This window comes from Pseudothauera nasutitermitis, assembly GCF_004801295.1.
Taxonomy (GTDB): Bacteria; Pseudomonadota; Gammaproteobacteria; order Burkholderiales; family Rhodocyclaceae; genus Pseudothauera; species Pseudothauera nasutitermitis.
In genome coordinates, this window is record NZ_SSOC01000004.1 from 351,200 (window position 1) to 371,632 (window position 20,433).

17 protein-coding genes are annotated in these 20,433 nt (G+C 68.9%); 4 read left to right on the forward strand and 13 right to left on the reverse strand.

Annotated features, from left to right (window positions below; genetic code table 11):
• Positions 1-4 precede the first annotated feature (4 nt).
• The 9 genes from E6C76_RS12035 to E6C76_RS12075 all read right to left on the reverse strand — a co-directional run bounded on the left by E6C76_RS12035 (position 5) and on the right by E6C76_RS12075 (position 9,853).
• A complete protein-coding gene (locus tag E6C76_RS12035) occupies positions 5-1,600 on the reverse strand; it encodes a hypothetical protein (RefSeq protein WP_136348488.1) in 1,596 nt (531 codons plus the stop codon).
• Positions 1,601-1,625: 25 nt separating this feature from the next.
• Positions 1,626-2,042: an HIT family protein gene (locus E6C76_RS12040; RefSeq protein WP_136348489.1), complete on the reverse strand. Its 417-nt coding sequence runs from the start codon at positions 2,040-2,042 to the stop codon at positions 1,626-1,628.
• A 78-nt stretch (positions 2,043-2,120) separates the two neighbouring features.
• Positions 2,121-2,933, reverse strand: a complete 813-nt coding sequence (locus E6C76_RS12045) for a class II glutamine amidotransferase (RefSeq protein WP_136348490.1) — start codon at positions 2,931-2,933, stop codon at positions 2,121-2,123.
• A gap of 220 nt (positions 2,934-3,153) precedes the next feature.
• On the reverse strand, positions 3,154-5,658 hold the full coding sequence (locus tag E6C76_RS12050) for a TonB-dependent siderophore receptor (protein ID WP_136348491.1): 2,505 nt from the start codon (positions 5,656-5,658) through the stop codon (positions 3,154-3,156).
• An 86-nt stretch (positions 5,659-5,744) separates the two neighbouring features.
• On the reverse strand, positions 5,745-6,725 hold the full coding sequence (locus E6C76_RS12055; RefSeq protein ID WP_136348492.1) for a FecR domain-containing protein: 981 nt from the start codon (positions 6,723-6,725) through the stop codon (positions 5,745-5,747).
• The gene (locus E6C76_RS12060; protein WP_136348493.1) at positions 6,722-7,246 is read right to left on the reverse strand and encodes a sigma-70 family RNA polymerase sigma factor; all 525 of its coding nucleotides are present in this window, start codon (positions 7,244-7,246) and stop codon (positions 6,722-6,724) included. The genes E6C76_RS12055 and E6C76_RS12060 overlap by 4 nt, the downstream gene beginning before the upstream one ends.
• 216 nt (positions 7,247-7,462) lie before the next feature.
• Entirely contained in the window at positions 7,463-8,080 is a 618-nt protein-coding gene (locus E6C76_RS12065) for a class I SAM-dependent methyltransferase (protein WP_136348494.1), read from the reverse strand.
• Positions 8,081-8,336: 256 nt separating this feature from the next.
• Positions 8,337-9,155, reverse strand: a complete 819-nt coding sequence (locus tag E6C76_RS12070) for a dioxygenase family protein (RefSeq protein WP_136348495.1) — start codon at positions 9,153-9,155, stop codon at positions 8,337-8,339.
• A 65-nt stretch (positions 9,156-9,220) separates the two neighbouring features.
• Entirely contained in the window at positions 9,221-9,853 is a 633-nt protein-coding gene (locus tag E6C76_RS12075; RefSeq protein WP_136348496.1) for an NADPH-dependent F420 reductase, read from the reverse strand.
• A gap of 156 nt (positions 9,854-10,009) precedes the next feature.
• On the opposite strand from E6C76_RS12075, the gene E6C76_RS12080 reads away from it, so the two are divergent.
• From E6C76_RS12080 to E6C76_RS12095, 4 genes are all read left to right on the forward strand, one after another.
• Positions 10,010-10,927: a LysR family transcriptional regulator gene (locus tag E6C76_RS12080; protein WP_136348497.1), complete on the forward strand. Its 918-nt coding sequence runs from the start codon at positions 10,010-10,012 to the stop codon at positions 10,925-10,927.
• A 283-nt stretch (positions 10,928-11,210) separates the two neighbouring features.
• Positions 11,211-12,137 carry an aldo/keto reductase gene (locus tag E6C76_RS12085; RefSeq protein ID WP_136348498.1) on the forward strand — a complete coding sequence of 309 codons (927 nt, stop codon included), beginning with the start codon at positions 11,211-11,213 and terminating at the stop codon, positions 12,135-12,137.
• On the forward strand, positions 12,127-13,428 hold the full coding sequence (locus E6C76_RS12090; protein ID WP_136348499.1) for an NTP/NDP exchange transporter: 1,302 nt from the start codon (positions 12,127-12,129) through the stop codon (positions 13,426-13,428). The genes E6C76_RS12085 and E6C76_RS12090 overlap by 11 nt, the downstream gene beginning before the upstream one ends.
• Positions 13,429-13,566: 138 nt before the next feature.
• Complete coding sequence (locus E6C76_RS12095; RefSeq protein WP_168734327.1) at positions 13,567-14,832, forward strand: MFS transporter; 1,266 nt, start codon at positions 13,567-13,569, stop codon at positions 14,830-14,832.
• Between the two features lie 60 nt (positions 14,833-14,892).
• Here the strand turns inward: E6C76_RS12095 and E6C76_RS12100 are convergent, their stop codons facing one another.
• The 4 genes from E6C76_RS12100 to E6C76_RS12115 are packed head-to-tail and all read right to left on the reverse strand — an operon-like array spanning position 14,893 to position 20,431.
• Positions 14,893-15,561 (reverse strand): 4'-phosphopantetheinyl transferase family protein, encoded by a 669-nt coding sequence (locus E6C76_RS12100; RefSeq protein WP_168734328.1) that lies wholly within the window; start codon positions 15,559-15,561, stop codon positions 14,893-14,895.
• Positions 15,562-15,604: 43 nt separating this feature from the next.
• Positions 15,605-18,529: a salicylate synthase gene (locus E6C76_RS22625; RefSeq protein WP_211090199.1), complete on the reverse strand. Its 2,925-nt coding sequence runs from the start codon at positions 18,527-18,529 to the stop codon at positions 15,605-15,607.
• 11 nt (positions 18,530-18,540) lie between these two features.
• Positions 18,541-19,326 (reverse strand): thioesterase II family protein, encoded by a 786-nt coding sequence (locus E6C76_RS12110; protein ID WP_136348502.1) that lies wholly within the window; start codon positions 19,324-19,326, stop codon positions 18,541-18,543.
• A complete protein-coding gene (locus E6C76_RS12115; RefSeq protein WP_211090200.1) occupies positions 19,319-20,431 on the reverse strand; it encodes a Gfo/Idh/MocA family oxidoreductase in 1,113 nt (370 codons plus the stop codon). Before E6C76_RS12115 ends, E6C76_RS12110 begins: the two co-directional genes overlap by 8 nt.
• Positions 20,432-20,433 lie beyond the last annotated feature (2 nt).

Below are 20,433 nucleotides of genomic sequence, written 5' to 3' on the forward strand. Positions count from 1 at the left end.
CTTATCAAGGCGCCCGCACCGGCTCGAAGGTGGCCTGAACGAAGTTCGGGCCGTCTTCCTGGCGGCGCAGCAGGCGCACCTGCAAGGGCTGGCCGGCGCGCACCAGTTCCAGCACGCGGCTGGCCTGGAACCAGTCGTCCGGCAGGACCAGCGTGTCGCCGGTCTTCAGCGCCGGATTGCCGGGCAGCAGGAAGGCCTGGCTGTACGGCCCGCGATTGCCCGCGCGCAGCGTGGCAATGCGCGCGGCCACCACTTCCGGCAGACCGGGCAGGATGCGCACGCCAGCTTCCATCACCCCGTCCTCGCGGTACATCAGCCAACTGATGCGGGCGAGCAGATAGTGCTCGCCGTCCGGCGGCAGCAGGCTGATCAACTGGCGGTGTTCGAGGCGTTCGTGCTCCTCCGACTGGGTCAGGCGGAAGCCGCCCACCGACTGGTCGGCGATCCGCCAGCGCACACAGGCGAAACCAAGCCGCTCGGCCTCGTGTGCGCGCTCGGCGGCCGTATGCGGGTACTCGACCTCGGGCGCGCGTTCGCCGAAGGTCATCAGGCCGATGTCGCTGCGCAGGCTCTTCACCTCATCGCGCGGGCGCGGTTGTTCGAAGATGCGGCCGCCCACGTGATAGCCGATGGCCAGCCAGTCGCCGCACAGCGCCGCCTGGCCGTGCGCGCCGCGGCGCGGGAAACGCCGTCCGGCGGAGGCCAGGCCCCAGGGGCGGTACAGCGAAACCAGCAGGCGTCCGGCGGCCACGGGGGGACAGTCTCCCAGACCCAGCGAGGCCGGTGTGCCGCCCTGCTTGAGCCGGGCATGTGCGGCCTGGATCTGCCCGGCCAGCCGGCTGCCGTCGAAGATGCGCAACCCCGGCGCGGGCCTGAGTTGGCCGAGCGGGCGGAGGGCCTGGTCGAGGGCCAGATCGAGCGCGTAGCCGGATTGCCGCGCGGGGTCGGCCGTGGTGTCCAGCTCGCAGTACGGCGCGAAGCGCCGCGCCCAGGCGCATACCCAGGCGAATTCGCGTTCATCGCGTCCGAAGGGGTTGGCCAGTTCGACCAGCAGCACGGCCGCGTAGGATTCCAGCGCGCTCTGCGCGCCCCAGGGTTCATTGAGCGGATCGGGCACGCGCGCCCGTGTGCTGCCGGCGCGTTCGGCGAGCACGTAGCATTCGTGCAGATCGGCCCAGAAGCCGGCCGGCACGGTGCGGTGCGCGCGCAGATATTCGAGCAGGGCTTGGCCGGTGTAGTGCAGGCGGCGTTGCAGCAGCAGCGGGTGCTGCTCGGCCAGGGTGCCGTGCGGCGCGTCCTGCTGCGCGATGCGCGCGTAGGAGCGCGCCAGGATGCGCCACAGCGAGACCACCTTCAGCAACGTGGCGTTTTCCGCACTGTCGGGCGGCAGCGGGCGCGAGGCGTAGCGCAGCGCCTGTTCGGCCTGCACGCGCGCGACCTGGGCGCGGGCGGCCTCCAGCACCTCCAGGTGCTGGTTGATCGGCGGCATGCCGTGCAGCAGGCCGTCCAGCATCCGGACCAGGGTGGCGTGCAGCTCGTCGGCCTCCAGCACGTCGAGCTTGGGCAGCAGGGCGAGGCAGGCGGCGGGATGCAGGTCCATGGCGTGCGGCCTCGCGCTCGGGGCTTTATGTGCGCGTGGCGCGCAGGGCGTCGCGCAGGGCGGCGGAAAGGGCCTCGTCGCCGGGCGCCGCCAGCGGAATGCCGTCGCGGCGCGGCGCGGCCCACACCGGATCGGGGAAGTGGCGGTCGCCGGCGTGGCGGGGAATCACGTGCCAGTGCAGGTGCGGCACCATGTTGCCCAGGCTGGCGAGGTTGATCTTGTCCGGGTGCAGCGTGGCGCGCAGGGCCTGTTCGGTGGCGACCACCACGTCGAGCAGGTGCTGGCGCTGCACGGAGGGCAGATCGCTCATCTCGGCCACGTGGGTGTTCCAGATCACCCGGCAGAAGCCCGGATAGTGCTCGTCCTCGACACGGATGACGCGGCAGTGCGCGTCTTCCCAGAGCAGCAGTTCGTCGGTGCGCCGGCACAGCGGGCAGGACATGGCGGTTTCCTTCGGGTGAGGCCGGGGGTGGCTGGACACGCTCAATGTACCCCCGATGAGTATGCGGTGGTACGGGATTCAGGCCCCGTTCGTGACGTTTTCAGCGCTGGCCGCGCCGGTCTGCGCATGGGCTTCCGGCATGCCGAGATGGAAGGCGAGCAGGGTGCCGGGGGGGATGCGCTCCCACTGTTCATTGTCGGTCAGCGGGGTGGTGGCGATCACCGCCACGCGGTCGTCGGGCGTGGTCAGGTCGTTGAAGTCCACGGTGACGTCCTGGTCGGCCAGGTGGGCGTGGGCGAATGGCGCGGCGCGCACGATGTAGGACAGCAGGCTGGCGCAGTGGGCGAACAGGCGCTCGCCGTTGGACAGCAGGAAGTTGAAGGTGCCATGCGCGCCGATCTCCGCCGCCAGCTCGCGCAGCGCCTCGAACAGTTCGGCGGGCGCGGGCGGCTCGGGAAAGCGTTGCGCCAGGGTGTCGAGCACGTGGCAGAAGGCCAGTTCGGAGTCGGTGTCGCCCACCGGCAGGAAGCGCCCGGAGAGCCTGGGGGCATAATCGCGCAGATGGCCGTTGTGCGCGAAGATCCAGTAGCGCCCCCACAGTTCGCGCTGGAACGGGTGGGTGTTCTCCAGGCGCACCTCGCCCAGCGTAGCCTTGCGGATGTGGGCGATGACGTTGAGCGAGCGGATCGGGTAGTGGCGCACCAGTTCGGCCACCGGCGATTCCACACTGGGCATGGGGTCGAGAAAGACCCGCGCGCCGCGCCCTTCGAAGAAGGCGATGCCCCAGCCGTCGCGGTGGTGGTCGGTGAGCCCGCCACGGGCCTGGAAGCCGGTGAAGGAAAAACAGATGTCGGTCGGCACGTTGCAGTTCATGCCGAGAAGCTGGCACATGGCGAATCTCGTCGGGCGGTGGCGGGTGGAAGCGGGCCGGCAGGCGGCACCGGAAGAAACGGAACATCGTGCCATTCGCCGCGCAGGTGGCCGGAACAGGGGCTAACCTGCTGATTGGCGAAGATTTATTCCGTTTCGTGCGGGATTCTGGACCGCATCGCCCGGCCCGTCAATGCGCGAGCCCGGCGCATGCCGGGCATCGCGTGCCTGGGCGGGCCGATCAGAAGTTGTAGCGCAGGTTCAGCGCTACGCTGCGCGGAGTTCCGTACATGCCGGAATACCACCAGTCGGATACCGAGGCGATGTACTTCTTGTCGAACAGGTTGTTGACGTTCAGCGTGGCCGACAGTTTGTCGTCGAAGTCGTAGCGCGCCATCAGATTGGCCACCGCATACGCTTTCTGCTCCCAATGCAGGTCGCGGCCGATCTGCCATGCGCTGACGGTGGAGTAGGTCTTGCTCTGCCAGTTGGCGCCGCCGCCGATGGTCAGGCGGTTCCACTCCCCGGGCAGGCGGTAGGTGGTCCACAGCTTGACCATGTGGCGCGGGAAGGTGGTATTGATACGGTCGCCATCGGCATTCTTGGTCTGGCCGTACGTCCATGAAGCGGAGACGTTCCAACCCCGGCTGAGCGCACCGTAAACCTCCACGTCCACGCCAGTGGTCTTGGCCCCCTTGACGGCACGGTAGGCTGCCGTGTTCGTGGTGCCGGGCACGGTATAACCAGGATCAGACTCGGCCAGGTTGTCCTGGCGGATCTGGTAGAGCGCCACAGCGGTATTCAACCTGCCATCCAGCCAGTCGCTCTTGAGGCCGATTTCATAGTTCGCGCCCTCGCGTGGGTCGAGTACGGCGCCATTGCGATCGCGAACTGTTTGAGCTTTATAGATCGTGGAGTAGCTCGCGTAGGCGCTGTGGACTTTGTCGATGTCGTAAACGAAACCGCCGTAAGGCGTGAAGACGCTGTCTTCCGAACTGGTCGTGCCATAGTGGCCCCCAGCCCAGTCTTCGGCGAAATCGTAGTCCTGCCAGAAAACACGGGTGCCTGCGATCAGTTTCAGCCTGTCGCTTACCTGGAAACGTGCGGCCCCATACAGACTCGTCTGTTCCATCGTATAGCCTGAAATGACTGCGGCGGCCGAACCGTAAACGCCAGCCCCCGTCCGATCCCACGAGAACAGATTGAAGGCGGTGCCGTGCAGGCCGCTGGTGTCGTCATACCGGTTGATGGGTTGTTCGTAGTCTTCATAAGTCGCACCCAACACCAGTTCATGCTGACGGCTAAACAGTGTGAAAGGGCCGCGCAGGTTGAGGTCTACGGTGCTCTGTTCGATGTGGCCGATGCGCTGCGTAGCGTTGAGTCTGAGCCCATCGCCCGCGAGATCGGCGAAGCCGTTGTTGGATGCCAGATAGACACGCCCATCTCGATGCGACAAACGCCCATGGTTGGCGGACAGCTTCAGCGTCCAGTCATTGGCCAGTTGCTGGTCCAGCGTTGCGAATACCTTGGTGGATTCCAGATTCAGCCAGTTATTCCGGCTTGAGGCGGTGAAGGAGCGCGGCAGGTCGGTGCGCGTGCCGTCGCTGAACCAAAGTGGAAAGCCTACGAAAGAGCCCTGGCCCTTGACCTTGGTGCGTTCATGCTCAAGGCCGGCGGTCAGGCGGGTGGTGCTGGTCAGATCGGCTTCGACCACGCCGTAGACCAGCCCCTTCTTCCTGCCGTAGTGGTCGATGTAGCTGCCGGCACCCTGGGCCACCGCGATCAGCCGGCCGCGCAGGCTGCGGGCCTCGTTGAGCGGGCCGGAAAGGTCCAGCACCACGCGCTTGTCGTCCCATGAGCCGATGCCCGCCTCGACCGCTCCCTGGAACTCGGCGGTCGGCTTCTTGCGCACCATGTTGATGGTGCCGGAAGGATCGCCCGCCCCGGTGACCAGCCCGGAAGCGCCGCGCAGCACCTCGACGCGGTCGTAGATCGCCATGTCCGCCGTGGTGGCCGACGGCACGGCTCCGCCGCCGAGCACTTCGACGAAGGTGTTCACGCCGTCGTACTGATAGTTGGCGATTGCGTAGCCGCGTGCGCTGGCATTGCCCAGCTCAGTGCCCAGCGAGCCGGTCTTGATGCCCGGCACCTGCTCCAGCGTCTGCTGGATGGTGGTCAGCCCCTGATCCTCCATGCGCTGCCTGGTGATGACGCTGACCGACTGCGGCGTTTCCTTCACCGTCAGCCCCAGCGGCGTGGCCGTCGTCAGCGGCGCGGGCGAGGTGTAGCGGCCGGTGCCTTCCGTCGCCCCGCCGCGGCTGCCTTGCGCGGTGACGGTCACCGGCGCCAGCCGCACCTCGCCGCCGGGGCGGGCGACGACCACGTAGGTCCGGCCGCTGCCGCTGGCTTCGAGGCCGGAGCCGGCGAGAATGCGGGCGAGGCCGTCCTCGATGGCGTAGCGGCCTTGCAGGCCGTTGCTGGCCTTGCCGGCGACGAGCGCGGGCGGGATGGTGAGGCTGATGCCGGCGCGCGCGGCGAATTCGGTGAGCACCTGTTCCAGCGGTCCGGCGGCGAGGTCGTAGGCGATGCGGCCCTGGTCGGCCGTCGATTGGGTGTCGGCGGTGGCCGGGGCACTGAAGACGGTGCCGCCGGCGGTGAGCAGCGTCAGGGCCAGCAGGGCGTGGCGGACGGCGTGTGCGGGGCGGGTGAGCCGGGTGGGGCAGGCGGGCCCGTGTGGTTGGCGCATTGCGGTGTTTCCTGTGTGTGGATGAAGGGGTTTCCGTTCATTCACACGCGAGCACCGCGAAAAGGGACAGCGCGCAGAAAATTTTTTCAGTGCCCGGTGCCGGCCGGGGCCAGTGTGACCCAGTAGCGGCTGCGGGAATGCACCTGCACCGGGATGGCGCGGGGCAGGCTGGCCAGGATGGCGTCCGTGTCGTCCAGCTGGAAGACGCCGGAGATGCGCTGGTCGGCCACCGCCGGATCGCAGCGCAGCAGGCCGGGGCGGTGGCGCGCCAGTTCGGCGGCAAAGTCGTCCAGCCGCATGTTGCGGGCGATCAGCAGGCCGCGCGTCCACTCCGTGCCCTGCGGGTCGGCGTCCTGCGGGGTGCCGGGGGTGGTTTGGGTGAAGCGGGCCTGCTGGCCGGGTTGCAGGACGATGTGTGCCGGGCTGCCGGCGGGCTGGATGCGCACCGTGCCGGCCAGGACGCTCACCCGGGTGTGGTCGGCTTCCTGGCGGACCGTGAAGCGGGTGCCCAGCGCGTGCGCGGCGCCGTGGCGGGTTTCCACGCGCAGCGGGCGGGGCGGGGAGTGGGGGTCCGGGGCGGTGTCGACCAGGATTTCGCCGGCGTGCAGTTGCAGTACGCGGGCGTGCGCGTCGTAGCGCACGTCCACCGCCGAGGCGGTGTTGAGGTGCACCCGGGTGCCGTCGGCCAGGGTGATCTCGCGCCGCTGGCCGGTGGCGCTGCGGTGTTCAGCGAGCCGTTCGCGGGCCGGTTGGCTGTTCCACGCCAACCAGCCGGCCGGCGCGGCGCACAGGAGCAGCGCCAGGGCCTTGGTGGCGTTGCGGCGGCCGTTGGCGCGCTTGCGGTTGAGGATGGGCAGGGCGAGTTGCGGCGGCAGGCCGGCCAGGGTCTTGCCCAGCTGTTCGGCGCGCTGCCAGGCCAGTTCGTGGCGCGGGTCAGCCGCGCGCCAGGCGGCGCAGGCGGTCTGCTCGTCCGGTGAGGCGCCTTCCTGGAGGCGGAAATACCACTCCGCCGCGGCGAGGGCGGTGCTTTCGTCGAATGGCGGCGCGGCGCGTGCGGAGGAACTCATGGCGCGAGCAGGATGCAGCGCGCCATGGCCTGCACGAGGTAGCGCTTCACCGAGCGTTCCGAGATGTTCAGGCGCGCGGCGATGTCGGCCTGGCGCAGGCCTTCGATCTGCGCCAGCAGGAAGGCGGCGCGTGCGTTGGGCGGCAGGCCGTCGAGCAGCGCGTCGAGTTCGTTGAGGGTTTCGAGGATCAGCAGGCGCTCTTCCGGAGACGGCGCCAGTGCGGGCGGTTGTTGCGCCAGCGCTTCCAGCCAGGCGGCTTCGAGGCTGCGGCGCCGGTACAGATTGACCACCAGCCGGCCGGCGACCACCGAGAGATAGGCGCGTGGTTCGCGCAGTTGCCAGTTGGCCCGGCGTTCGGGGGTGTCCTCGCGCGAGCACATCAGGCGCATGAAGGTGTCCTGCGCCAGATCGGCCGCATCGCCGTGGTTGCCCAGCTTGCGCTTGAGCCAGCCCAGCAGCCAGCCGTGGTGTTCGGCGTAGAGCTCGGCGATGCCGTGGTCGGGTCGGGCGGCGGCGCTCATGCCTGCTCTCCGTAAGGGCACTGGCCGGGCCGCACTGAGGGATGGCCGGGCTGGCGGTTTAATCGGTAATCGTTCTCATTTTCCTTGTGGCGGGCGCGGGGGTCAATGCATGGGCCCGCTGCGTGAATATGCCGGGAGGCGCTCCATGGGCCGCATTTCCCTTCCCGCGAATGGAGAGGGAACGCGGTTTCGGAGCCTGCGCGGGGGGCGGTTTCGTCATACGGCCTTGCGCAGCAGGAGCCGGACCACTTCCGCTTCGCCCTGGTGGCCGGGGCCTTCGTCGAGGTGCACCCGGCCTTCCCAGGCGACGTGCTGCTCCGCCTGTGCGCCGCCCACCGGGGTCAGGTCTTCGTGCAGCTGCGCGAGGGAATACAGCATCGCCAGATCCGGCGGGCCGCCGCTGGGCCGGCCGAGCTGGGCGGGGGAGAAGGCTTCCAGCAGGAACCAGCCGCCGGGTCTGAGGCCTTGCCAGAGGCGTTGGTGGGCGGTGGCACGCAGCACGGGCGGCAGGTGGACGTAGGTGAGCACCACCGCGTCCCATTCACCGGCTTCCGGTGCCCAGAGGGCCAGATCCGCCTGCCGGGTGCGCAGGGCCACGCCGCGCTGGGCGGCCAGGGCCTCGGCCTTGTCCAGGCCGACCCGCGACTGGTCGATGGCGGTGACCCGATGGCCTTGTCCGGCGAGCCAGACGCTGTTGCGTCCCTCGCCGTCGCCGGGTACCAGCACGCGGCTGCCGGCGGGCAGGCGATGGGCCTGCTCGGCAAGGAAGGCGTTGGGCTGCTGGCCGTAGCGGTATCCGGGCTGGCTGAACTGGTGATCCCAGAAGTCGTTCATCGGCGGTGCTCGCGCATGAGGTGGGCGGTGGTGGAAGTGTAGGGTCTGTTGACATTCGTTTCATGGGTCGCGTTGTGTCCAAACGCTGTCGCTACAAGGCGCGCGCCGCTGCCAAGGGTGGTTCCCTTGGCAAGGTGCGCAACGCCGTAGCGGGGGCGTTTGGACACAACCCGAAGGGCTCGGCCGAGCGCGACCCATGAAACGAATGTCAACAGACCTTGGTACGCCGGAACCTGCCGAAGCCCATGCGCCGGGTTCAATCCGCCGCCGCGCCGGCCACCGTGTCCGGCAGATCGCCGAACACATAGCCTTCCATCGACAGCACGGCGTAGGTCACGCCGCCGTCGATGACTTCCACCGGCTCGCCGGCCGCGCTGGCGCCCAGGGCTACCAGCAGCGGCAGGTAGTGCTCGTCGGTGGGATGCGCGCGGCGGCTGTGCGGGGCGTGGCGGAAATCGACCAGCGCCGCTTCGTCGTGCGCAAGGGCCGCGCGCCGCGCCCATTGCACGAATTCCAGCACGTAGTCTTCCGGCGTTTCGCTTTCCGACTGGCGGAATTCGTACAGGTTGTGGGTGAGCCCGCCCGAGGCGACGATCAGGATGCCGCGCTCGCGCAGCGGCGCCAGCGCCCGGCCCAGGGCCAGCGCGTCGGCGGCGCTCAGTTCGATGGGCAGCGACATCGGCACTACCGGCAGCGGCGCCGAGGGCAGCAGGTGCATCAGCGGCACCCAGGCGCCGTGATCCAGCCCCTGGTCGCTGATCGGCGTTGCGTCCAGACCGACCCGCGCCAGTTGTCCGGCCACTTCCCGGGCGATCTCCGGGGCGCCGGCCGCCGGATATTGCAGTCGATACAGCGACGCGGGGAAGCCGCCGAAGTCGTGGATGGTCGCCGGCCGGGCGCTGGCGCCGATGCGCAGGCCGCGCGTGCGCCAGTGCGGAGACACCGCCAGGATTGCGCGGATGCCGGGCAGGGCCTGCAGGCGTGCGCCGATGCCGCGCAGCAGCGGGCCGGCCTGGCCAGGCTGCAGCGCGAAGGTAGGGGCGCCGTGTGAAACGAAGAGGCTGGGCAGTCGCATGGTGTGTTCTCCTTGGCCGGCCGCGAACGCGCCGTGTTCCATCGGGCGGAGCGGGCGGGGGTGGGTCAGTTGCGGTGAATCCAGGTGGGGGCGATCTGCGTGCCGTGGCCGGCGCCGTAGGCGAAGTAGATGTTCAGCCCGGCCACCGGTTCCAGATAGCGCGCGTTCTTCAGCGGGCCGGCATCCACCGGTTTGAAGCCGATGCTGTCGATCAGCACGCGTGCGGTCTGTTTGGCGCGTTCGTCGTCGCCGGCATAGAACACCGGCACGGTCTGCCCGGCGGCGAACGCGGGGCCTTCGGCGAGTACCTGGGCGAGCACGGTGTTGAACGCCTTCACTACCTGGGCGCCGGGCAGGGCCTTGGCGATTTCCTCGGCGGCGGAGGTCTCGAAGCCCAGCGTCAGGTCCATGTAGTCGGCGGTCAGCGGGTTGGTGATGTCCACCACGATGCGGCCGTCAAGCGAGCCGAGCGCGCGCAGCGCCGGCACGGCATCGGCGTAGCCGGTGGCCACGATGACCACCTGCGAGTCGCCGAGCGCCTCGGCGGCCGGCAGGGCCTGCACGCCGGGGTGGGCGGCGGCCAGGGCCTGGGCCTTGGACAGGTCGCGCGCGGTGACGCGCAGCTTGTGGCCCGCCTTGGCGAGTTGCCGGACGAAGCCCGAGCCCATGTTGCCGGCGCCGACGATGGTGATGTCCATGATGAAGATCCTTTGCAATGTGTCGATTGGAGAGCGGGGCCGGCATGTCCGGCGGTCCGCTGTCAGCCACGGTGCTGGCCTGTCCGCAACTTTATTGATGTTGAAGATCAAGATAAATGCGGATAATTTGCACATGTTGTTTTGGAATTCGAGACTATGGATTTGCTGCAAGCCATGAAGACCTTCGTGGCCGTGGTCGACGCGGGCAGCTTCGTCGGCGCCATGGACGCGGTGGCGCTGTCCAAGCCCGCCGTCTCGCGCCACGTCGCCGAGCTGGAGGCGCATCTGGGCGCCCGCCTGCTCCAGCGCACCACGCGTCGGCTGTCGCTCACCGACGAAGGGCAGATCTACTACCAGCGCTGCAAGGAAGTGCTGCAGGCCGTGCTGGAAGCCGAGGCCGAGGTGGGCGCCGCCACCGGGCGCGTCCAGGGCCGTCTGCGCATCGGCGCGCCGCAGACCTTCGGCGCCCTGCACCTGGCGCCGCTGTGGGGGCGCTTCGCCGCCGAGAATCCGCAGGTGACGCTGGACATCGTGCTGTCGGACCGCGTCGTCGACCTGGTCGAGGAAGGCTACGACCTGGTCGTGCGCATCGCCCGGCTGGCCGACTCCAACCTGGTCAGCCGCATGCTGGCGCGGACGCGCATCGTGCCGTGCGCCTCGCCGGAGTATCTGGCCGCGCGCGGCACCCCGGCCCATCCGCGGGATCTCGCCCGGCACGACCTGATTTCGTACAGCTACTGGGCCGCCGGCGACGTATGGAGCTTCACCGGCCCCGAGGGCGAGGTGGCGGTGCGCACGCGCTCGCGCATCCACGCCAACAACGGCGATACCTGCCGGGCGGCCGCGCTGGCCCATCAGGGCATCATCCTGCAGCCGGACTTCCTGGTGTACGAAGACCTGCGCAGCGGGCGCCTGGTGGAACTGATGCCGGAATTCCAGGCGGCCACGCTGGGCATCTACGCGATCTACCCGACGCGCAAGCAACTGCCCCTGAAGGTGCGGCGGCTGGTGGATTTCCTGGTGGATGCGCTGCGCCGGCCGGCCTGGGCGGCGGATTCGTCGCCTGGAGCCTAGGGCGTGTTCCCGGTATCTGTGCGGCGGTCGCGCCGCCGCCCAATCGGGTGCAGATCGAGGCACGGCGACGTGGCAACGCCGGGTCCCTGCAAGGAGGCGCAACGCCGGGATGTGCAGATGCCGGGAACACGCCCGGGCGCCGAGGCTCCTAGAGATTGCTGGGCAGTGCCGGCAACCTGGTCCAATATGAAAATACCGCGCCCGCTGCTGTCCGCTCCGCCGGCCGAATGTCGTTCCCGGCGTGGCACGCTTGATCATCCCTGTGATCCGCAAGGAGAAACGCATGCATCGTCGAACCCTGCTCGGCGCCGGTGGCGCCCTGGCCGTGACCCTGGCTGCCGGCCTCCCGCTTCCCCTGTGGGCCCGTGAACGCGGCGCTTCCACACTCGTCACGGCCCGGATTCCCGGCGCCGACCAGGATGTGCCGGTGATCGGCATCGGTACCGCGCGGCGTTATGCCGATCCGCAGAGCGCGGCGGATTTCGATGCGTTGCGTGCGACCATCGCCCGCTTCGTCGAACTGGGCGGGCAGGTGATCGACACCGCGCCGTCCTACGGCCGGGCGGAGGCGGTGGTCGGGCAGCTGGTGGAAGAGCTGGGCGTGCGCGACCGCCTGTTCCTGGCCACCAAGGTGGGCGTCAGTTCGCGCGCAGAGGGGCTGGCGGAGATCGAGCGCAGCTTCGCCAACCTGCGTACGCAGCGCATCGACCTGATCGCCGTGCACAACCTGCGCGACGTGGACAACCAGCTCGACATCCTGCGCGATCTGAAGGCCGCCGGGCGCATCCGCGCGCTGGGCGCGACCACCTCCTTCGAACGCCAGCACGCCGATTTCGAAGCCATGATGCGCCGCCAGAAGCTGGACGTGATCCAGATCGACTACGCGCTGGACAACCGCAAGGCCGCCGAACGCATCCTGCCGCTGGCCCGGGAGCAGGGGCTGGCGGTGATGATCAATCTGCCCTTCGGCCGGGGCCGGCTGTTCGAAGCCACCAAGGGCAGGCCGCTGCCGGACTGGGCGGCGGAATTCGGCGCCGCCACCTGGGCGCAGTTCTTCCTCAAGTACATCGTCTCCCACCCGGCCGGGCCGATCGCCATTCCCGGCACCGCGCAGGTGCGCTACGCGGAGGACAACCTGGGCGCGGCGCGCCCCCCCCTGCCGGACGAAGCCCTGCGGCGGCGCATGGAAGCCCTGGTCGATGCGCTCTGATCCCGCCGCGCCAGGCGGGGCCGGCCTGAAAGCGCGCTTCAAGCTGCTGGCGGTGCGCCCGCAGGAGCGCGCCGCGCTGGTGTTCGGCTTTCTGCTGCTGTTCCTGCTGTTCACCAGCTACTTCATGCTGCGCCCGGTGCGCGAGACCTTCGGCATCGCCGGCGGGGTGCGCAACCTGCAATGGCTGTTCACCGCCACCTTCGTCGCCACCCTGGTGGTGGTGCCGGTCTACGGCTGGGTGGCCGCGCGCCTGCCGCGCCGCCGCCTGCTGCCGGTCAGCTACACGTTCTCGGCGGTGGTCATGGCGGGCTTCGCCGTGTCGCTGTGGCTGGACCCCGGCAGCGTATGGGTGGGGCGCGCCTTCTACGTCTGGGTGTCGGTGTTCAACCTGTTCGTCATCTCGATCGCCTGGAGCCTGCTGTCCGACCTGCTGGACAAGGACCAGAGCCAGCGCATGTACGGCCAGATCGCCGCCGGCGCCAGCCTGGGCGGGCTCACCGGGCCGCTGCTGAGCGGCCTGCTGGTGGCGCCGCTGGGCGAAGCGGGGCTGCTGTTCCTGTCGACCGCGCTGCTGCTGAGCACGCTGGCGTGCGTGGCCGCGCTGCTGCGCTGGCGCGACCGCCTGGGCCCGCGCACCGATGTGGTCACGCCGGAGCGCATCGGCGGCTCGATCTGGGGCGGGCTGAAGCGCATCCTGGCCTCGCCCTATCTGCTGTCCATCGCCGTGTTCGTGCTGCTGCTGACCTCGGTGAGCACCTTCCTGTACTTCGAGCAGGCGCGCATCGTCGCGGAGACCTTTCCGGACCGCACGCGGCAGACCCAGGTGTTCAGCGCCATCGACGCGGTGGTGCAGGCTTCCACCATCTTCATCCAGCTCTTCCTCACCGGCCTGCTCGCCCGCCGCCTGGGCGTGGTGGTGCTGCTCACCGCGGTGCCGGTGACCATGGTGCTGGGCTTTGGCCTGCTGGCCTTCGTCGCCACCTTTCCGGCGCTGGTGTTCGTCATGGTGGTGCGCCGGGTGGGCGAGTACGCGCTGGTGCGGCCGGGGCGGGAAATGCTGTTCGCGCCGCTCGACGCCGAGACCAAGTACAAGGCCAAGAACGCCATCGACACCTTCGTGTACCGCGGCGGGGACGCACTGTCGGCGTGGCTGAACACGGCGGTGTCGGCCATCGGCGTCGCCGGCGCGGCGGCGGTGATGGGCGCGCTGATCGCGGGGTGCTGGGCGATGCTCGGCGCGCGGATCGGCAGGCTTCACGACCGGGGGCGCGGGGAGGAAGGGCGGAGATAGGCGGAAAGAGGCGGTTCGGGCGGCTTACGGGTGAAATGATAATGATTCCGTATTAGAATCCGAACCCAGCCGGGCAAGCCATTCGTCCGGATGCAAGTGCCATCCCGCCCGGAATCCTTTGCCCGCCTTCCGCACCCCATGAACGCCACGACCACCACTTCGACCGCCGCCCCCGTTTTCGCCGATGCCACGCGCAGCCAATGGGCGGTCGTCGCGGCCTGCACTTTGATCATGCTGGCCGAAGGCTTCGACCTGCTGATCTACAGCAACGCGATTCCATCCCTGCTGATGGACGTGTCCATGGACATCGACAAGGCCGGCGCGGGAATGATCGGCAGCATGGCCTTCGCCGGCATGCTGCTGGGCGGGCTGGCGGCCGGCAAGGCAGTGGCTGCGCTGGGGCTGGCGCGGGTGGCGTTGACCGGCTTCGTCGCCTTCTCCGCCGCCACCGCCGCGATCGCGCTGGTGAACGACGGCTGGCAGCTGGGCGCGCTGCGCTTCGTCGCCGGCCTGGGCCTCGGCGTGGTATTGCCGGCCGCGCTGTCGCTGGCGCGCGCCCACGTGCAGCCGCGCCACGGTGCGCTGGCGATCAGCATCGTCATGTCCGGCATGCCGCTGGGCGGCATGCTGGCCGCGGTGGTGTCGCGCTACATCATCCCGGCCAGCGGCTGGCGGCCATTGTTCCTGGCCGGCGGCCTGCTCGGGCTGGTGCTGATCGTGGTCGTCGCCCCGGCCGTGGTGCGCGCCGGCCGCGCCGTGATGGCGGAGCCGGCGAAGGGCGACTGGCGCGCGGTGTTCAAGCGCTCCAGCCGGCCGGTGCTGCTGATCGGCGTGCTGGCGACGCTGGCCGATCTGCTCACCTGGTACGGCATCAGCACCTGGCTGACCCAGTTGATGCGCGAATTCGACATCTCCTTCTATGGCGCCATGCAGCTGATGTTCACCCTGAACACCGGCGCCATCGCCGGCTCCCTGCTGACCGCCAGCCTGGCGATCCGCCTGGGTACGCGGCCGGTGGCCATCGTTGCGGGGCTGGTCGCCGCGTTCTGCCTGTTGGCCATCGCGTCGCGCACGCTGCCGGGCTGGGGGCTGTTCGCTGCCATCGCGTTGCTGGGGATGAGCGCGATCAGCGCGCAGAACCTGGTCAATGCGCTGGTCGCCGATGCCTTCCCGGCGTGCCATCGCGCAGCGGCCATCGGCGTCACGCTGGGCATCGGCCGCCTCGGCGCGGTGATCGCCCCGGCGCTCGGCGGGCAGATCCTGGCCGCCGGGCATGGGCCGTCCTGGGTGCTGGTGGCGTTCGCCATTTCGGCGCTGCTCGGGGCGTTGCTGCTGCTGGCGTTCAATCGCACGCGGGTGCGCAACTGCCTGGATGGTTTGTCTGCCAACCAGTCCGGCGCCTGAGCAGGCGCCGCCGCTCCTTTCGATCACGGGCCAAAGCGCAAGCTGAGTGCCAGCCTCCCGTCAAGGTTTGCCGGGGATGAATGCAGCGGAAACGACCATCCGGTCCAGCCAGGCATAACGGACCCTTATTCTCGTGCCGGCGCGCCAGCAGGAAGTCCAGTCGTGGGTCAGCCGCAGCACCAACGCCCCGGCTTCGCAGCCGCAGAATTCGGCAGCGTGGAAATCCTCGAACCTGCCTGTCAGTGGGTACAGCGCCTTGTACAGCGCCTCCTTCGCTGAAAAGAGCAGCGTCACCGACCGTGCCCGGCATGGCACGTGGTTTTCCAGGCCAATCCACTCGCCATCGCGACAAACGCTCGGTTGGATCTCCAGCGCAACGCCGGGGTCGATCAATGATTCCACGTCCACCCCGAGCGCACAGTATCTGGATTTCATGGCCGTCATTGCCACCGCCATCGTGGCGCAATGGCTGATGCTGCCCAACACGCCGGATGGCCATACCGGCAGCCGGTCTCGCACGGGCAACGGGAATTCCGCGATCACCCCCAGCTTCCGCAAAGAGCGGGCGGCGCAGATTCGGCCTGCCGCGAACTCGGTTCGACGCTTGGCGCTCATGTCTTCGAGCGCGAACCGCAGGGCTGGACCGGGAGGCAACGGTTCTTCCATCGCCTCCCGCACTGCTGGAATCGAAATCCCCGACAGCGTTACATCCTGCGGCAAGCCCAGCATTTTCGAGATGTCCGGAGACCACGCCTCCATAAATGAACACGCCCTAGTCCGCCACCGCATGCAGATAGGGGCCCACGGAGGTCAGTTTTTCGCAGGTTTCCTCCCATTCGCGTTCCGGCGTCGAATGCGGCACCAGACCGGCTCCGGCCTGCAGCCAATAGCGCTCCCCGTCGCGGTAGGCGGAACGCAGCACCAGGGCCGCATCCAGCGCACCGTCACTGTCGGCGATCAGCACGCATCCGCTGTAGAGCCCGCGCTTGCGGCCCTCGTGTCTGACGATGCTTTCCAGCGCCTCCTTCTTCGGTATGCCGGAGGCCGTCACGGCGGGGAACAGCTTCTCGAAAGCCGTCCACGCACTGGCGCCCGCCGCCAGCACGCCTTTCACGTGCGAGGCCAGGTGCTGGACGCTGCCGCGTTCCAGCACGGTCATGAACTCATCCACGGTGACGGATTCCACCCGGCAGGCCGCCGACATTTCCTGGACCGCCAGTTTCACCGAGACCGCATGCTCGGCAATCTCCTTGACGTCGGACTCCAGCTCGCGCCTGAGCCGCTGGTCCGTCTCCCGGCTCCCCGTCAAGGCGCGCGTGCCGGCCAGCGGCTGGGTCGTCACGTTGCCATCGGCATCGACCGCGACGACGATTTCCGGGCTGAAGCCATACGCCTGGAATTCGCCGTCCTTCAGCAGGAAGGAACGCGCCGGCGTATTGGACCGCCGCCCCGCGTAGTAGCTGGCCACCATGTCCATGGCGACGGGAACATCCACCGCGCGCGAAAGGATGACCTTCTGGTAAAGGCGGGCCTGCATTTCCGCCACCGCCGAGGCAACCAGCCGCTGATACTGCCCGCAGCCGCTCGAACGCACGTCCATCCCGGTCGGCGTGCCGCACCGGGGCGGCGCCTCCCCGTCCGCCGCGTGGATCGCCTCCGTCAGCCGGGCCATGTCCTCGACATCCAATGCGCGCAACTGCGCCGCGCCCTGTCGGATACGGATTTCACTGCGCGGAATCGCGATCTTCAGCAAGGGGCCGGGATGGACCGTGTTTTCGATGCCGTAGGTCAGGTAGGCGAATTCAAAGTCGGCCCTGCCGTAGGCACGCCAATCCTCGAACGGCAGATCCGCCAGCGCCTGCTCGATGCCCGCGCCGGGTGAAGCGGCCCGCCAGGATTTCCCGTCGCTGCGCCGAACGGTGCCGTCCGCATCGACGGCGATCTCCATCGCGCAATCCACGCCCAGCGCCCATTCGCCATGCCGCTCATAGAGCACGTAGCGGTCCGCTTCGAGATGGCGGGCCAGCTTCACCGCCATCTCGAAGGGTTCGCTCTGGATGGGCACCGATTCCCGCCGGTAACGCAAGGGCGTGGACGCCGGCTCTCCCGAGGCGCGTTGCGTTGCGATGGTGACCAGGCGGCGCTTGTCGATTTTCCGGGCTGCGGTCAGCGGCCACTCCGCGATGGTCTCGATCTGATCCGGCACCTTGTAGCCACTCAGGCCACGCTCGCGCAGCGCTGCCTTGATGGCGACCGGATCGATCTCCTGGCCCTCCGGCTTGATGAAAGCGCAAATCCTCTCGCCCAGCAGGGCGTCCGGGACGCCGACCGCAACGGCGGCATGTACGCCGTGCAGTGCGCTCAACGCTTCTTCCACTTCGGCCGCGGAGATTTTCTCGCCGCAGCGGTTGATCTGTTCCTTGATGCGGCCCTCCACGACCAGGTTGCCGTTTCCATCGCGGCGCACCAGGTCTCCGGAACGGTAGAAACCATCCTCGGTGAAGCTCGATGTGTTCTGTACCGGCGCACGGAAATAGCCCCGGATCGTGTACGGCCCGCGGGTCAGGAGTTGTCCGGTCTGCCCCTCGGGCACTTCCCTGTCCTCCTCATCGACGAGCCGGATTTCATCCTCCGGCGACAACGGCCGGCCCTGCGTATGGATGATGGTTTCCAGCGGATCGTCGAGGCGCGTGTAGCACAGCAGCCCCTCGGCCATGCCGAACACCTGCTGCAACGGGCAGCCCAGGGTGTCGAGCAACTGCCTTGCCAATCCCGCTTCCAGGCGGGCGCCGCCAACCTGCACCAGCTTGAGGCTCGAAAGGTCGCTGTCCTCCCATTCGCGGCCCTCCACCCACAGCTTCGCCAGCGGCGGAACCAGGGCCACATGCGTCACGCGTTCTCTCTCGATGAGCGGCATGGCCTCGTCGCAGCTGGCGGACGTCGTCGTCACCACCGTTCCCCCGCACTGGAAGGTCCCCAGCACGCCGGGGGACGCCAGCGTGAAGTTGTGGGCCGCCGGCAGCACGGCCAGAAAGACCATGTCGGCACTGAATCCGCACAGTTCGGCGGAAGCGCTGAAGTTGTAGAAGTAATCCCCATGCGTGCGGGGGATCAGCTTGGGGGTGCCCGTCGTGCCGCCGGAAAGCAGCAGCAGCGCCGTATCCCGCGCGCCGTGCCCGGGCCAGGGGCATGCCGGCCCTTGCAGGTTGCCCAGTATCAGCGCGTCCCTCCGGTCTTCGGGGGCCCCGTCCACGACGACGAGCCGCAGGCCCTCGTGCCTGCCCCGCATCCTTTCCGCCAGCGCCAGGTAATCGTGGTTCCCGGCATCGTCCGGAATGAAGTACGCCGCGGGACGGGCCAGCGCCATCAAGGCATCGACGTCCTGCTCCCGCTGGTTGGGCATCGCCATCACGGGGATGGCGCCCAGCCGGAGCAGTGCGAAAAACGCGACGAAGAAGCCGAAGGTGTTGGGCATCTGCATCATCGCGTACTCGCCGGAGCGCAAGCCGGCCGCGTACAGGCCGCCGGCAAGGCGTTCGGCGCGCTCCTGCAGTGCCGAATAGGACAGACGTTCGCCGGACTCGTCGACCAGGGCGACGCGCGCGCCGTGGTCACGCGCCCATTGGGTCAGGCAGTGCCCCAGGGGGAGTGATGCGCTGCGATTCTGTACGTGCGGAAAAGACATGTCGGATGCCATGGGAACCTCTCTTACCTGAAAGCGCTCGCCTGAATAGGCGCGAGACTCGATTCGAAACAGCGCCCGACGTGCTCCAGAAAGGCCCTGGGGCGTCGGGTGACGTAGAAATGGTCGCCGGCGATGGAAACCGGCCCCTGCGCATGGCACAGCCAGGCTTTCCAGGCATCGACCTCCGCCCGCCAGGCCTCCTCGTCGGCGCTGCCGTAAACCAGCAGGGCCGGCGTCTGCAGCCGTCTGGCGGGCACCGGTGCCTGCGCCTGCCAATAGCTTTCCGTCGCCTGGAAATCCGCGCGCAACATGGGCATGAACACGGGCCACAACGTCGGGTCGCCCAGCAGTTCCGGCGCGCAGCCGCCGATGGCGGCCAGTTGCTCCAGGAACGCGTGATCCTCGAGGTGGCTGAGGGGACGGCGCCCGCGCAGGTGCGGGGCGTGGCAAGCGGACAGGACCAGGCCGCGCGGTGGCAGGTTTTTCCGTTCGAGGCGGGCGCAGACTTCATAGGCCACCTGGGCGCCCATGCTGTGGCCCGCCACGACGAGGCGATGGGGATCGATGCCCTCGGCCTCGATCCCCTCCAGCACCCGGCTGGCGAGATCGCCGATGTTCGCCACGCAGGCCTCGTTCATCCGATGGTCCCGCCCCGGATAGACCGCCAGCGACACCTGCATGCCGACCGGCCGCAGCGTCCGCCAGCTGCGGAACGCGCCCGCGCTCCCGCCGGCGAAGGGGCACAGCACGAGGTGCAGGGCATCGGCCGCCCGCCCGGGGGCGCCGCACAAAGGCAGGAAGCTATCCATGCGTTCCCCCGGCGGCCTCCCGGCATGGTTCGGCGCCGCCCCCCAGGTCATCCCGGGTGATCCGCCTGGGCGGTGCAAGGCGGCGCTCCACGACGGGCGGGGCGGCATGCAGCACGGCAAGCCACAGACGGGCCAGCGCCAACTGGTGCGCCGGGCCGAACCCCGCGGGTACGCCTGCGCCATCCAATACCCGGCACAAGGCGCGCAAGACATGGGCGACACCGGCGGCGCCGTCGATTTCAAAGGCATCCCGCCAGGTTCCGGGCGCACCGTGCAGCACCATCGAAGCCGGTTGCCCGTAGCAACCGTCCGCATCGGCATGGCGGTACATCGTGCGCTCCGGGCTGCCATGCTGCGGGTCATGGAACACCCCGGTCCACAGCACCGGCCCGTAGCTGGCTTCCAGCGTCAGGTAGCCGGCAGGCCAGGCCAGGCTGGCCTGGTGCATCACCAGGCTGAACATGTCGGGGTCGGCAGGGTCCAGGTATGCCTGCAAACGCAGCGTTGCCTGGCATCCGCCGGGCAGCGCGAGCCGTAGCGGGACGAAGCAATCATCCCCGCCGTCCAGCGCCTCCACGCGGACCGCGTTCCCATCCGTCAGCCCGCAGGCCTGCAGCAGCAGATCCAGCGTCGAATACAGCAACTGGCGGCTGGTGGTCAGGTGCGCGGAACACGGCATCCGGCCGTCCAGCAGGCCGCGGATGCGGGCCGCCCGCTCCATCCAGCAGCGTCCCGCCGGAACATGGGGGTAGAAGCTGTTGATCCAATAGACCAGGCCGCGCTCCCGGGCGAGCGCCTGCAGTCTGGCCACGTCGTCCGGATGCAGGGGATGCTCCTGCAGCACATGGACGCCCCGCCGCAGCAAATCGGCCGCAAGCTGGCTGCCTTCGCCCTGCGCCACGGTCGAGCGCACCACCACGCAGGCGACGTCGATGTCGTCGGGCACCTGCGCCAGGCTCGTGTACAGGGGGATGCCGAAGTCGTGCGCCAGTTGCTGCGCGCGCCGGCTGCCGCGCGCCAGCAGGCCGGCCAGTTCAAGGCCCGCCTGGGGCTGCAGAAAGGCGTTGAGGTACACCTCGCCGAACTTCGCCCCGGCGATCAGCACGC